13 protein-coding genes are annotated in these 13,904 nt (G+C 41.9%); 8 read left to right on the plus strand and 5 right to left on the minus strand.

What is annotated here, in order from left to right:
- The first annotated feature begins 224 nt into the window (after positions 1-224).
- The 6 genes from lgt (at position 225) to rlmN (ending at position 7,245) form a co-directional block, all read left to right on the plus strand.
- Positions 225-1,100: a prolipoprotein diacylglyceryl transferase gene (lgt, locus tag AABK37_RS21690; protein WP_432553601.1), complete on the plus strand. Its 876-nt coding sequence runs from the start codon at positions 225-227 to the stop codon at positions 1,098-1,100.
- Between the two features lie 279 nt (positions 1,101-1,379).
- Positions 1,380-2,216 carry a precorrin-4 C(11)-methyltransferase gene (gene cobM / locus AABK37_RS21695; RefSeq protein WP_432553602.1) on the plus strand — a complete coding sequence of 279 codons (837 nt, stop codon included), beginning with the start codon at positions 1,380-1,382 and terminating at the stop codon, positions 2,214-2,216.
- 57 nt (positions 2,217-2,273) lie between these two features.
- Entirely contained in the window at positions 2,274-2,396 is a 123-nt protein-coding gene (locus AABK37_RS21700) for a hypothetical protein (protein WP_432553603.1), read from the plus strand.
- 14 nt (positions 2,397-2,410) lie between these two features.
- On the plus strand, positions 2,411-2,764 hold the full coding sequence (locus tag AABK37_RS21705; RefSeq protein ID WP_039743048.1) for a phenylpyruvate tautomerase MIF-related protein: 354 nt from the start codon (positions 2,411-2,413) through the stop codon (positions 2,762-2,764).
- Between the two features lie 445 nt (positions 2,765-3,209).
- On the plus strand, positions 3,210-6,002 hold the full coding sequence (locus AABK37_RS21710; protein ID WP_432553604.1) for an ATP-binding protein: 2,793 nt from the start codon (positions 3,210-3,212) through the stop codon (positions 6,000-6,002).
- Between the two features lie 145 nt (positions 6,003-6,147).
- Positions 6,148-7,245 (plus strand): 23S rRNA (adenine(2503)-C(2))-methyltransferase RlmN, encoded by a 1,098-nt coding sequence (gene rlmN / locus AABK37_RS21715; RefSeq protein WP_432553605.1) that lies wholly within the window; start codon positions 6,148-6,150, stop codon positions 7,243-7,245.
- Positions 7,246-7,315: 70 nt separating this feature from the next.
- Here the strand turns inward: rlmN and AABK37_RS21720 are convergent, their stop codons facing one another.
- Positions 7,316-7,495 carry a replication restart DNA helicase PriA gene (locus AABK37_RS21720; protein WP_432553606.1) on the minus strand — a complete coding sequence of 60 codons (180 nt, stop codon included), beginning with the start codon at positions 7,493-7,495 and terminating at the stop codon, positions 7,316-7,318.
- 582 nt (positions 7,496-8,077) lie between these two features.
- Here AABK37_RS21720 and AABK37_RS21725 point away from each other — a divergent pair.
- Positions 8,078-8,689, plus strand: coding sequence for a Uma2 family endonuclease (locus AABK37_RS21725; protein ID WP_432553607.1), 612 nt, complete (start codon positions 8,078-8,080; stop codon positions 8,687-8,689).
- A gap of 240 nt (positions 8,690-8,929) precedes the next feature.
- Here AABK37_RS21725 and uvrC read toward each other — a convergent pair whose 3' ends face one another.
- Entirely contained in the window at positions 8,930-10,807 is a 1,878-nt protein-coding gene (uvrC, locus tag AABK37_RS21730; RefSeq protein ID WP_432553608.1) for an excinuclease ABC subunit UvrC, read from the minus strand.
- Between the two features lie 457 nt (positions 10,808-11,264).
- Between uvrC and AABK37_RS21735 the strand changes: the two genes are divergently transcribed.
- Positions 11,265-11,444: a hypothetical protein gene (locus AABK37_RS21735; protein WP_432553609.1), complete on the plus strand. Its 180-nt coding sequence runs from the start codon at positions 11,265-11,267 to the stop codon at positions 11,442-11,444.
- 21 nt (positions 11,445-11,465) lie between these two features.
- Here AABK37_RS21735 and AABK37_RS21740 read toward each other — a convergent pair whose 3' ends face one another.
- From AABK37_RS21740 to AABK37_RS21750, 3 genes are all read right to left on the minus strand, one after another.
- On the minus strand, positions 11,466-11,885 hold the full coding sequence (locus AABK37_RS21740; protein ID WP_432553610.1) for a response regulator: 420 nt from the start codon (positions 11,883-11,885) through the stop codon (positions 11,466-11,468).
- 383 nt (positions 11,886-12,268) lie between these two features.
- Complete coding sequence (locus AABK37_RS21745; protein WP_432553611.1) at positions 12,269-12,781, minus strand: PEP-CTERM sorting domain-containing protein; 513 nt, start codon at positions 12,779-12,781, stop codon at positions 12,269-12,271.
- 471 nt (positions 12,782-13,252) lie between these two features.
- The coding region (locus tag AABK37_RS21750) for an aminotransferase class I/II-fold pyridoxal phosphate-dependent enzyme (RefSeq protein WP_432553612.1) at positions 13,253-13,904 on the minus strand (652 nt) is incomplete at its 5' end.

The raw sequence follows: 13,904 nt of genomic DNA on the forward strand, positions 1-13,904 counted from the left end.
TTTAGATGCCTCACAGTTGTTTAGGTGATTATATCTAAACTGAATTAATAGATCGCGAACCGCTATTTTTACTTTAAAAATAAAGGATGATTATTTTACGCCTTAGACCCTTAGACTAGAAAATTAAGGCTTTGCAGAGTGCCATGCACAAAAACAAAGCTTTGATCGGAGGTTTCCTCCAATCAAACTTTTCGCAAAATCCAAAATATAATAGGTATTTTTGCATGGCACTGGATTTTTCCGCCTTGCCTTTGGCGTTTCAATTTACTTCTCCAGGACCGATTCTGGTTAAAATCGGATTTTTAACTATCCGTTGGTACGGCTTATTGATTGCCTCAGCCGTGTTAATTGGCGTTAGCCTCTCTCAGTATTTGGCAAAGCGCCGTAATGTTAATCCAGAATTGCTGAGTGATTTGTCAATTTGGCTGGTAATTGGCGCAATTCCCGCCGCCCGGATATATTACGTTTTGTTTCAGTGGGCAGAATATGTCCAGCACCCAGAACGCATTATTGCCATTTGGCAAGGAGGTATTGCGATTCATGGTGCAATTATTGGTGGGGTTATAGCGGCGTTAATTTTTGCCAAACTCAAGCAAGTTTCTTTTTGGCAATTAGCAGATTTAGTAGCACCTTCGCTGATTTTAGGACAAGCGATCGGGCGTTGGGGCAATTTCTTCAACTCTGAAGCTTTTGGCAGTCCTACCAACTTACCCTGGAAGCTGTACATTCCGCCGGAACGCCGTCCTCCAGAGTTGGTTAGTTTTGAGTACTACCATCCCACCTTTCTCTACGAATCTCTGTGGGATTTAATGGTTTTTGCTTTGCTGATGACTTTGTTTTTTCGCAGTTTGCGATCGCAACCACGCCTAAAAGTAGGTACTTTGTTTATGGTTTACTGGGTAGCCTATAGCTTAGGACGCTTTTGGATCGAAGGTCTGAGGACTGATAGCTTGATGCTAGGACCGCTAAAAATCGCACAATTGGTGAGTTTAACCGGAATTCTCTTAGGATTAGCTGGGCTAGCTTGGCTTTACTTAGCTAAACGTCCTTTGCCAGATGTAGTTTCTACGCCCAATGGAGATGAGGAGATGGGGAGGTAGGGGATGGGGGGACAAGGGGCGACGGGTGTGGGGACAAGGGGGACTGGCTGTTAACAACTATCCACTAACCACTATCCACTAACCACTATCCACTATCCACTATCCACTATCCACTATCCACAAACCAATAACAAAAATAAAAAATGCCCCAGAGTTTTCTCTAGGGCTTAACCAGGGTGCATCTACCATTCCTCTCTACTAGGCAAAGAGTATTTATCCGGAAGGATACTGAAAAAATGCCCAAAAAAAATTTTTTGCGGAATTATCGTGTGATTGTTTATGAATAATTATACTGACAATGCAAGTAAAAAAGAGTATGGTCATTTGTTAGAACCAGCAGTGTATATTGTGGGAGCAGGTCCGGGCGATCCTGATTTATTAACGGTAAAGGCGCAGAAACTGCTAAAGTGTGCTGATGTGATTTTATTTGCAGATTCTTTAATTCCTGAAGAGATTTTAGAACTTTGCCGCGAAGATGCGGAGATTATTCAAACGGCGAATAAGACTTTAGAAGAGATTTTGCCAATCATGATAGAACGAGTGCGATCGCATAAAGGAGTCGTTCGTCTTCATTCTGGCGATCCGAGTCTCTATAGTGCCATCCACGAACAAATGCAGCTTTTAGCTTCGTCAGATATTCCCTTTGAAGTTATACCAGGTATCAGCGCTTTTCAAGCCGCTGCCGCTAAACTTAAAGTTGAGTTAACTATTCCTGGCTTAGTTCAAACTATCATCCTCACCCGCATCAGCGGACGTACACAAGTTCCCCCCACAGAAGAATTAGCCAGTCTCGCACAACATCAAGCCAGCCTTTGTCTGTATCTGAGTGCGCGTCACGTCGCGTCTTCCCAAGCCAAACTTTTAGAACACTACCCAGATGATACGCTAGTAGCAATTTGCTATCGAATCGGCTGGCAAGATGAAAAAATTATGGTTGTTCCCCTTGACAAAATGGCAGATTGTACCATCAAGGAAAATCTGATTCGTACTACATTATACGTAATTAGTCCTGCACTTTCTCCAAGTGTGGGAACGCGATACTCCGAAGGAGTGGGTTTGCGATCGCATTTATATCATCCCGAACACAATCATCTGTTTCGGTCGTCTTTGCAGTGAGGAGGGGGGAGAGGGGGGAGACAAGGGGACAAGGGGGCAGAGGGGCAGGGGGGCAGGTTGCCCAATACCCCATTCCCAATGCCCCATGACGGCAGGTGCTTTATGCCGGGGAACCCGTCCACCGCACTGCCTCCCCAATGCCCCATGCCCCATGCCCAATTCCCATCAACTAACCACTAACCACCAACAAATCCATGCCTTTAATTAAAGTACAAACTTCTGTATCTGCGCCGGCAAAAGCTGAAGTTGAAGCAATGCTCAAAAGCTTATCAGCTAAGTTAGCCAAGCATACAGGCAAACCGGAGTCTTATATTATGACAGCTTTTGAAGGTGAAATTCCCATGACCTTCGCTGGCAGTACAGACCCAGTTTGCTACATTGAAATAAAGAGCGTCGGTACAATGAAATCAGAGCAAACTCAAGCTATGAGTCAGGATTTTTGCCAAGAAATTAACTCTGCGCTAGGTGTACCGAAAAATCGTACTTATATTGAGTTTGCGGATGCTAAAGGTTATATGTGGGGCTGGAATGGCTCAACTTTTGGTTAATTTCTTTGTCAAGAAGTAGCTTTAGACTGTAGCAAGTATTAATGCCACAAGTTGCCGTCATTGATAAAAACTACGAATTTTGCATAAACCGGGTTTATTGATAAAAATTGGTCAAAAACCCGGTTTTTTCGTTTTTTTTGGAAAATACTGAAAACCGTAAGTGAATTTATCTAAGTTGTTAGCGAGTAAACAACCAAGGGAATACTAATACGAAGTTGCACGTCAAAACTTCATTTTTAACCACTCTCCAAAACATTGGATAGGGAAACACGCGGCAATTTGAGAGCGATTTGATTTTGTTGGCGACCTCGTTTAATCATCTCTAAAAATAAAAATTGTGTTCAAACAGACAGATAACAGCAAATTAGAAACATCAATAATGTTTCCAGACCGGAAAATGCGCCTTCCGCGCAGCCTCAGTTCTTTGGAAACTTGGGGCTTTAGCATGACTAGCCCGCTTACTTGGATAGGTGTTGCTGTTCCCATCAATGCAGCGCTGGGAATGAAAGCAATCTTTGTGGTGCTGCCGTGCGTCATCGTGGGAATGCTGCTGAATTTGCAAGTTAAACGCATGGCAATGCATTTCCCAGAGATGTCTGGGGGAACGCCTAATTATACCACTAAGTTGTTAAAAAAGTATCCTGGTTTGAGTCGCTATGCAGCCATTGGACACTTTATCGGCTGGGCTTCAGGACCGACGATGAATGCTATTTTGCTGACGGATCTGATTCAAACAAACCTGAAGCCTTTGGGAATTGCTTGTCCGGAAATGCTGCTAAAAATTGGCTTTACGGTTCTGCCTTTCATTGTAGCTTTTAGTGGCACTCGTGCTTTAGCGCTGTTGCACATGTTTTTAGTGATTCCAGCAGGAGCGATCGCGCTAACTTACAGCGTTCAAGGTATCGGTTGGTTAGCTTTGTCGCCAAATAGCCCTGGACTTATCCCCCCTAACCTTGCTTTTGATGCAACGTCTCTAAATTTGAGCGACTGGGCAAAGTATTACTTCATCGCTACCTACATAGTGTATAGCTGTGAAAGCGCTGCTGCTTTTGTTGCTGATAGCCGAAAACCGCAAAAAACTTTGAAGTTTCTCTCATGGACTGCTTGGCTGATGCCGATTTTCTTTCTAGGTAGTTCCTGGGTACTGATGCGGTTGGCAACACCGGCACTAGGCGAAAATAGTTTTTTGAATCTGTTAGCAACTGCCAAGCCATTCTGGGGTCATTCAGCCTCGTTTCTGGCGACACTGTTGATTGCCTGTGGCAACCTTCTGGGTTTGGCGACTGCGGTTGCTCTGTGTCCCCGCGTGTTGTATCAACTAGCGCTAGATGGATACATGGCACCTGTGTTTGGGGTTGTGTCTCGCCGTGGCGTGCTTACACCTGCTTTAATATTTACATTTTTAATTAGTCTGGTATTCTTATGTTGGGGTAATGTAACTCAACTCGTGATGGTGGGTGGAACGGGGTACTTTGCGGCGATCGCCATCACCCATTTGGCTTTTTGGTTACAGCGAGAACGACCAGAAGTCCGATGGGGTTGGTGGTCTGGGGGCTTTTTTCTGGTAGAATTGCTTGTCTTGATAGTTGGGGGTTTGTCTCTAGGCAAGAGAGATTGGCTGATTAGCATTCTGTTTCCCCTAACTATTTTGGCAGCAGATGCGCTTATCCGTCGCGTCAGCTTTGCTTTCATGCATCCTGCATGGTGGATCAAACGTCGGCGATCACTGTTTGACAACGATCTCAAAAAAGATGTTGTCGTGCTGCAAGTATCCATTTTGCTCGTATTGATTTCTGGTGCGACGGCGATCGGTTGGCTGATCCGAGCTAGGTTAGATGATGCTCCCATTCAAGCTAGTACGAATTTGTTGGCTATTTTGCTGATGGCGATCGCTTTTGTGGGAATTGCGATCGCGTCTTGGACAAGTTTATTGCAAATTACTTGGATTGTCGAAGCGCGGGATGAGGCAGAACACTTATTTAAAATTGCCCTAGACACGGTTCTTGATGCCGTTTTATTACTAGATGAAAATGGCATTGTTCGCAAGGCAAATAAAGCAGCTTTGCAGCTTTTACAGATGGATACCAATCATTTGCAAGAATTGCATTTGAGTAATTTACTTTCTGATTTGCCCAATCAACCGGAAAATTGGTCTACCCGTAGCGAACAAACTCTAAAACACCATTCTCGCATTCTTGATGTGGCAATTTCCACTAGAGTCAATCAAAATATTCAAGAATATATTGTTATTATGCGCGACATCACACAGCGCAAGCAAGCTGAAGCAGAACTTCGCCAAGCTTTGCAAATCAAGGAAGAATTGGCTGCTACTGCTACTGCACAAGCGGCTAAATTAAAACTTGCTATCCAAAATTTGCAGCGCACCCAAGCGCAGTTAATTCAAACTGAGAAAATGTCCAGTCTCGGTCAACTTGTTGCTGGTGTCGCACACGAAATCAATAACCCGGTTAACTTCATCCACGGCAACTTGACTCATCTTGATAGCTACATTCAAGACTTAATCGCTTTAATTAAGCTTTATCAAAACAATTATCCCCAAACTACAGAAGAAATTAATGATTTCATCGCCGAAATTGACCTTGATTTTTTGATGCAAGATATGCCCAAAACTTTTTCTTCAATGAGAGTCGGCACTGAGCGAATTCGCGAAATTGTCCTTACTTTACGCAATTTCTCTCGTCTTGACGAATCTGATATGAAACCTGTCAATATTCATGAAGGTATTGATAGCACACTGTTAATTCTACAAAGTCGTCTGAAGGCAAAGTCTGAACATCCACCGATTGAAATTATCAAAGATTATGGTGATTTACCTAAAGTTGAATGTTATGCCGGACAACTTAATCAGGTGTTTATGAACGTTTTAAGTAATAGTATTGATGCACTAGATGATTACAATGAAAGAACAAAAGCAGAAGTAAAAAATAACCTAAGTAAAATTATTATTTCTACTAAATTATTAAATCCTGATAGGGTGGCTATTTCGATTAAAGATAATGGTTCAGGGATGAGCGAAAGTGTTAGGCAAAGATTGTTTGACCCTTTCTTCACAACTAAACCTGTGGGACAAGGTACCGGTTTAGGATTATCAATTAGCTATCAAATTGTCGTGGATAAACATAAGGGCAAAATAGAGTGTATTTCCCAGCCAGGACAAGGTGCAGAGTTTTGCATTGAAATTCCCATCCGGCAGAAAAGTCTTGCAATTGAGCGGTGAACCCTTCGGGTTCGCCAGTCGCTCATGGGGGAAACCCCCAAGACCGCGCTGGCTCACCGCTCACTACCTTACTTAAAGTAATAATTCCAGACACTAGCAGCAGCGATCGCCTACCATATAGATCCGATGCCAATTCCTAAATGTTATGTCTGCTAATGCCACAATCACCACACCCCAAGCACAAATCTCGATTCCGCCACTATTAGGCGCTTCTTTGGAGGAATTGACGCTTTGGGTTCAGCAACAAAAACAACCCGCTTACAGAGGAAAGCAGCTGCATGATTGGATATATAACAAAGGCGTGCGATCGCTTAATGATATCTCTGTCTTTTCCAAACAATGGCGTGCCGAAGTTGCAGAAATCCCCATTGGACGCTCAACTTTACATTACCGCTCTGTCGCCCCTGATGGCACTGTCAAGTATCTTTTGCGATTAGCAGATGGTCAGATTATTGAAAGTGTTGGTATTCCGACTTTTCGGTGGGGAGACAAGGGGACAGGAGAAACTAGCCAGTCACTCGAAAGGTTGACTGTTTGCGTTTCTACGCAAGTGGGTTGTCCGATGGCTTGTGATTTCTGCGCTACTGGGAAGGGTGGATATAAGCGCAATTTAGCACGCCATGAAATTGTCGATCAAGTTTTAACTGTACAAGAAGATTTTCAACAACGAGTTAGCCATGTAGTGTTTATGGGTATGGGTGAACCGTTGTTGAATGTAGATAATGTTTTAGGTGCGATCAAATGTTTAAATAAAGATGTGGGAATTGGACAGCGATCGCTTACTTTATCTACTGTCGGAATACGCGATCGCATTCGTCAACTAGCCCAACACCATCTGCAAGTTACTCTCGCTGTTAGTCTCCACGCACCTAACCAAGCACTGCGAGAACAACTTATTCCCAGCGCACATTCTTACAAAATTGAAGATTTACTTGCCGAATGTCGCGAATACGTAGAAATCACCGGACGTCGCGTTAGTTTTGAATACGTTCTTTTGGCTGGGGTGAACGACTTACCCGAACACGCATTAGAATTAGCAAAACGTCTGCGAGGCTTTCAAAGTCACGTTAATTTGATTCCCTACAATCCTATCAGCGAAGTCGATTACAAACGCCCAAATAGCGATCGCATCCAAGCTTTTCTTACAGTTCTCAAGCAGCAAAACATTGCTGTTAGCGTCCGTTATTCTCGTGGGTTAGAAGCTGATGCAGCTTGTGGACAACTAAGAACAACTAAAAAGTAATTAAAAGGAGCGGAATTTTTTCTCAACTCCCGTACAGACGTTCCACTGGAACGTCTCTACCGCGCCTCATTTACCTTCTAGCAAGAATACCTGGAGCATAAGCCTCAATCACTCTACCAGTGCGGGTGCAAGATATCATTAAGTAGTCACAAGTCGGGCATTGTGTGCGAGTCAATTGACTATGATAAAGATAATGCCTTTCACCTTCGCTACCGCAGTTTGGGCAACGAATTTTTTGTACTATTTGCATTTTGAAATCCCTTGATGTAGTAATTTTTTATGGATAAAAACCGTCAATTAAACCAGTAAATCTTCTGGCTTAAGGCAAATGAGAAAAAAGTGTCCATTCAACCAGTAAAGCTTCTGGTTTGACACAATCTAACAAAAGCGACTATATTCTGTCATCATCTTCAACAAAACTTTTAATTCATAAAATGTTCTTGTGGTTTTATTATCTTAATCATTACGTACTCAACACATCCAACTTTAGACATATAAATTATTTTTGTCAAATGCATAACGCTTCTATATCCGCTGATCCCCATCAAGAAAGCCTTGAGATTAAGTAATTTGCAGTTATTTCAACTTTTTTTACTGTCACATCAGACATCAACTTTCAGCATAAGTAGTATTTGCAGTAAAAAGTTCAAAGTACCAAATAACTGTATTTTTAGTTACAAAAAGATTTATTTTAAGATTTACTTAAGCTTTGGGTAGTAGATTGAGAATTAATTTTGAAGATAAATTGATCGCGATTTTCAAATAAATAAATAGATTGCACGCAAACCTCTTTTATAGGCTGGTAAAGTCAAATATATGTGGAGGCGTTACTATGATCCAAACCTTACCCAAACTCGTAACCTATGAAAAATTTATCGAGTGGCTCCCCAACGACGGTAAGCGTTACGAGCTACATGATAAAGTGATTGTTGAAATGTCGCAGCCAATGGGGAAACACGAAAAAGTCACAAGCTTTTTAAGCTTAGAGCTAGCCGTGCAAGTTAGGATGGGGGTTCCCTATCTACTTCCCAAAACTGCATTAGTCAAACCTGCTGAAAAAGATTCTGGATACTTCCCTGATGTTTTGTTGGTAAATTCTGATAATCTCCCTAATGAACCTTTATGGGAAAAAGAGTCAACTGTTACCCAAGGAGCATCAATTCCTTTAGTAATTGAAGTTGTCTCAACAAACTGGCGCGACGACTACCACAAAAAGTTTGCCGATTATGAAGAGATGGGCATCCCCGAATATTGGATAGCGGATTATGCAGCATTGGGCGGACGCGATTTTCTCGGCAATCCCAAACAGCCCGCTCTTTTTGTGTGCGAACTTGTGGATGGTGAATATGTCAGAACATTGTTCCGGGGCAACACCCCAATAGTCTCTCCAACTTTCCCCAAACTGAACCTTACCGCCCAACAGGTTTTTGATACGACTTTGTAATTTATGCTTATTTTGGACGAATTACAAACTAGGTGGTTCGCTTACAGTTTCGGTTTTAACTTTAATTAAAAATGCTCACACTGTAAATTAACAGCATGAGCTATTTTAGCTAAATCTATTTATTAGTAATGGGCATGGGGCATAGGGCATGGGGTATAGGGCATGGAAAAAATCTCCCATTGCCCATTGCCCAATGCCCAATGCCCAATTATCAATTAGCCATATCTTAGATAATGCCTCTTAGGAGGGATGAAAATAATCGTAAATCTCTTGCGCTAAACGCGGACCAATTCCGGAAACCTCAGCTAGTTGTGCGGGTGTCGCTTGCCGAATATAATCAACAGAGCGAAAATGTCCTAAAAGCAGCTTTTGTCGATGATGTCCCAAACCGGGAATTTCATCTAAACGCGATCGCCTTAATTTATCACTGCGTTGCTGACGATGAAAACTAACTGCAAATCTATGCGCTTCATCGCGCAAGCGTCGCAATAACTGTACACCTGGTTGTTCAGCTTCAGTTTGCAATGGTGTAGATTCTCCCGGAAGAAAAATCTCTTCTCGCTGCTTTGCTAAACTGACGACTCGCAAATCTTCTAACAAGTTCATTTCTTGCAAAACAGCAACAACTGAAGATAATTGACCTTTACCGCCATCAATCATAATTAGATCGGGAAAATCTGGATTACCCTGTCTTAATAACTCCGGATCTTCAGCATACTTACGAAAGCGACGCTGGATAACTTCAGCCAAACTCGCAAAATCATCTGAATGTCCGGCTGTGACAGTGGGATTTTTGATTTTGTAGTGACGATAATGCTGGTTAGCGCTGATTCCGTCGATAAACACGACTTGGGAAGCTACTGCATTTGAACCTTGGATGTGTGAGATGTCGTAACCTTCGATGCGGTGAGGTAAATCGGGTAAATCGAGAATCGCGGCTAAATCTTGCATCGCTTGGTGATTGCGATCGCCGAATTTTTGCATTCTTTGCAATTCAAACTGAGCATTTCGCTCTACCATCTCAATTAATTCTGCCTTAGTTTGCCGCTGCGGAGCCAAAATCGTGACTTTTCGTTGTTTGCGTTGAGTTAAGACATCGGCTAATATTTCTGTATCTGGTAACTCGTGCTGTACCAAAATCTCGGCGGGAATTTCCACCGCGTCGGCGGTTTGATAATGTTCCTCCAACACTCGTTGTAAAATAGCTCCAGGTTCAGCGTGAGTATCGGCAACGAAACCCAAACGTCCGACAAGTTGCCCAGCGCGAATTTGGAATAATTGAATACAAGCGTGTTTATCATCGGCGGCAAGAGCGATCGCATCCCGCGAAACGGTATCATCGGGTAAGGCAACTTTTTGATTTGCATTCAACGACTTCAACCCAGCGATTTGATCGCGAATTCGTGCAGCAGATTCAAAATTCAGCGCTTCTGCCGATTTCTGCATTTGTTGTGTCAAGATATCAATTAGTTCCTGACTTCGACCTTGGAACACCATCGCCACTTTTTGCACAGTTTTGCGGTATTCTTCTGGTGAAATCAGTTTTTGACACACACCCGGACAGCGACCTAAATCGTAATTTAGGCAAGGACGGTCTTTGAAAAGTGGTTGGGGTCGTTGTTTGAGTGCGAAGATGCGTTTAGATATGCGTAATATTTCCCGTAATAGGTGAGAATCAGTATAAGGTCCGTAAAACTTATCTTTTTCGTTACCGCTTTTACGTTTGCGAGTGATGAAAATACGCGGATATTCTTCAGACCAAGTAATGCATACGTAAGGATATTTTTTATCATCCTTTAGCAGCACATTGAAGTATGGTTGGTGCTGCTTGATTAAGTTTGCTTCTAGTGCTAATGCTTCAGCTTCGGTATCGGTGACGAGAAATTCAATTTCCGTCACCTGCTTTACCATTGTCGCGATGCGTTCGCTTAGTTTTTGCGACTCGCGGAAATATGAACGGACACGCGATCGCAATTTTCGCGATTTACCTATATAGATTATGCGATCGCTTCCGTCGCGCATGAAATAAACCCCAGGTTCCGGGGGAATTTCCACCAGACGGTTTTCCAGACGTTCTGGATCTTTAAGCAGTGGTACTATTTGAGCAGATGTTGTCACAACTATTAAGTAGTTTCACAAATATACCTATCTCTATTTTAATAAAAATTTATATAAATGTGTTGATTTCATAGATTATTTATCAAGAAAAAATTAAGCACGCAGATAACTTTTAGTCTTTGCATGTGTGAAAATATTTTATAAATTCATATATCTACTACATATTTTCTAAATTATCATTCTCTTCTTTATTTTCAAGCAAAATTACTTTTTCATTACTCGGCTATTATTTTACTTGACCATTTTTGCCAAGCCATTTTTCTTACTTTTTTCACCATGTCAATACTTATATTGGGTATTTTTCTATAAAGTTGTTATGTTATTCATTAATTAATAAGCAAGATTCCGGAGTTTAACTAAAGCGTCAAACATTAAGCGAATTAACGGATATAGCAATTTCAGCATAGTGATTATGATTGAAACTGTAAACGATAGGATTTCAGACGCGAGAAAAACAATGAACCTGCAAGATTTTGAATCTCAATATCGTAACTCTATGGATGAAACACTCAACGAACTGCAAACAACAATGTTGCTGCTAGCACAAGCTCAACGTAAAATTTCCGAAATTGGTAATAATGTGCAAAACCTGAGTCAGATTGTTGAAGAGTTCATTGCCAGCCAAAAATCTGAATAAACTCACACCAAGCACGAAAGTTTATTTACTGTTCAAAGCCAATTCTTCTTCAATTGCTTGAATTAAATCAATTAAATTTACGGGTTTAATAAAGTAGCGACAAGCACCTAAATCTAAAGCTCGTTGTTGATCTGCTTTAAAAGCTAAAGCTGAAACTACAATAACAGGGATGTTAACATAATCTGGTGATTTATGCATTTTTTCTAGCAGGGTATAACCATCAATATCTGGCAATTTTAAGTCTAATAAAATTAACTTGGGTTGGAATTGTTCTATAGTTGAGAAAAAAGTAGAAGCCTCTGATAAACTTCGGACATCATAACCACAATAATTTAGATAATCATCAAGCAATATTCTATTAACATCATTATCTTCAATTAGCAAAATCCGTTTAGACTGATGTGATTGAAACTGCTGTCTCTTAAAGAATCTTGCTGTCATTTCTATCTATCGTCTAATATAAAACACAAAAAAATATTGTCATGAAACAAGGTAATAATACATAAATATGATAAATAGACTTCTTGCATAAATCAAAAAGAAGAACCTCACCCCGCCTTTAACTTACGTCAAAGTCTCCCCTCCCCGCCTGCGGGGAGGGGTTGGGGAGCCACTGCGTTGCGGAGGCAGTGCGGTCTTGGGGTTTCCCCAAGTGGAGCATCTGCCGTCGGGTTCCCAAGCCAGCCGCGTGCGGAGGTTCCCTCCGTTGAGCGGACTGGCATCGCGTTGTAGCAAGTGGCGTGGTGGGGTTTTGGGGAATGAGTGCAATCTTATCTAATTAAGTGAAAAATTAGATTAGGCGATGATGAAAATGATTCTTACCCTTAGCGTATTTTCATCTTTTGACGCTGGGTGACAAACAAACTAGCGATCGCTATCAGCCCTAATATTGTCGAGGGTTCTGGTATCCTTCTTTTAGGAGGAGACGCAGGTGCTTTCCAAGTATTAGTATATGTAAGCGTTTCTTTGGTTTTATACTTAGTATCCCCAAGGTGATATCTATAGAAAGTTTTGCCGTCAATTATCTCGTTTGAGACTTCACTTGCTTGAGTAATTTCCTGTATATTGCTTTCTGCTTTTTGTAGCAATTGCGAAACTTGATTACCAGTTGTCAAAATTCTCTGTGTATCAAAGTTGTATGGTCGAACTTGGTTCAAGTTCAATTGATCTATAGTTTCGTTACTTGTAAATTTTGTTTGAGTTAAATCCAGTTCCAAATTCAAGCTAGTGTGATTATCATTTAATAGATTTACAGAACGATTTTTGATGAAGCTGTCAGCTTTAGATGAGAAAGCTGATGCTGGGGTAGCAGCGATCGTCAACCCAACAACAGCCATAAAAATCGCCATGAATTGTGTCTGTACTAGCCACAGTGCTAGCTGAAATTGGCACGGAACTATTTTTAATGTTGAATTTTGAGATAAGTTTGAGCGTCTGCTTTTGGCGCTTATAACCTTGGTAGTTTTGAATTGCTTAGTTACTGTCATGTAAGCCGCGTCCTTGACTTTTGAAGCTACGATTTTAGCTCAACACGGACTAAATATACTTTTTTATAGTAATTTTTAGTATTATGTCCTATGTAATTTTACCTGTACATTCCAGAGAAAATGCAGGTAGTCAAGGCGGAAATGATAAATTTCTCGTTAATTAAAGATGAAGAGTTGATAAATTGCTTACAGAGGAGGGGGAAAGGGGAAAGAAAAAAGGGGAAAGGTGAAGAAGTAATTTTAAATATTTTTAGGGCAGATGCTCCACTTGGGGGAACCCCAAGACCGCACTGCCTCCCCTTTAACCTTTCCCCCTCTTTTTCATAAAAACTTAGCTATTCTCTCCACAGCGGTGGTTAATATAGCTGGCTCATGCACTAAAGCAAAGCGAACATACCCTTCCCCAAATTTACCAAAGCCTGCACCAGGGGAAGCCGCAACGCCAGTTTGTTCGACTAACTCAGTACAAAATTCTATAGAATTTTGACTCCAATGTGTCGGCAACTTTGCCCAAATATACATTGTTGCTTGGGGAGTAGGAACCTGCCAACCAATGCGGTGTAAAGCGTTAATAAAAGCATCTCGACGTTGTTTGAAGGTAGCAACAGCAGCATTCACCCCAGCTTGAGGACCGGTAAGAGCAGCGATCGCCCCATTCAAAATTCCCCGATACTGATTAAAATCAACAGCTGCCTTTACCTGACGTAAAGCGTGAATCAACTCAGCATTACCAATAGCGTAGCCAATACGGAAGCCACCCATATTATATGACTTGGACAAAGTGAAAAACTCAATCGAGACGCTTTTATCCCGGTCAGCTTGGAAAATTGAAGGAGCGAGAGGGGAGGAGGGGAGGGGGGGATGGGGGGATGGGGGGGATGGGGGAGAGGGGGGGATGGGGAGAGGGGGGGATGGGGAGAAAGAATTATTCTCCTTGTCCCCTTGTCCCCTTGTCCCCTTGTCCCCCTGTCCC

The sequence above is a fragment of the Tolypothrix sp. VBCCA 56010 genome, assembly GCF_050875635.1.
GTDB lineage: Bacteria > Cyanobacteriota > Cyanobacteriia > Cyanobacteriales > Nostocaceae > Hassallia.

Bases quoted from the DNA above. Each gene is read 5' to 3' on its own strand.
- AABK37_RS21745 (WP_432553611.1), bottom strand. From the start codon at position 12,781: ATGGCTGTTGTTGGGTTGACGATCGCTGCTACCCCAGCATCAGCTTTC.
- rlmN (WP_432553605.1), top strand. From the start codon at position 6,148: ATGTCTGCTAATGCCACAATCACCACACCCCAAGCACAAATCTCGATT.
- AABK37_RS21735 (WP_432553609.1), top strand. From the start codon at position 11,265: ATGAACCTGCAAGATTTTGAATCTCAATATCGTAACTCTATGGATGAA.
- AABK37_RS21740 (WP_432553610.1), bottom strand. From the start codon at position 11,885: ATGACAGCAAGATTCTTTAAGAGACAGCAGTTTCAATCACATCAGTCT.
- AABK37_RS21705 (WP_039743048.1), top strand. From the start codon at position 2,411: ATGCCTTTAATTAAAGTACAAACTTCTGTATCTGCGCCGGCAAAAGCT.
- AABK37_RS21710 (WP_432553604.1), top strand. From the start codon at position 3,210: ATGACTAGCCCGCTTACTTGGATAGGTGTTGCTGTTCCCATCAATGCA.
- cobM (WP_432553602.1), top strand. From the start codon at position 1,380: ATGAATAATTATACTGACAATGCAAGTAAAAAAGAGTATGGTCATTTG.
- AABK37_RS21720 (WP_432553606.1), bottom strand. From the start codon at position 7,495: ATGCAAATAGTACAAAAAATTCGTTGCCCAAACTGCGGTAGCGAAGGT.
- AABK37_RS21725 (WP_432553607.1), top strand. From the start codon at position 8,078: ATGATCCAAACCTTACCCAAACTCGTAACCTATGAAAAATTTATCGAG.
- lgt (WP_432553601.1), top strand. From the start codon at position 225: ATGGCACTGGATTTTTCCGCCTTGCCTTTGGCGTTTCAATTTACTTCT.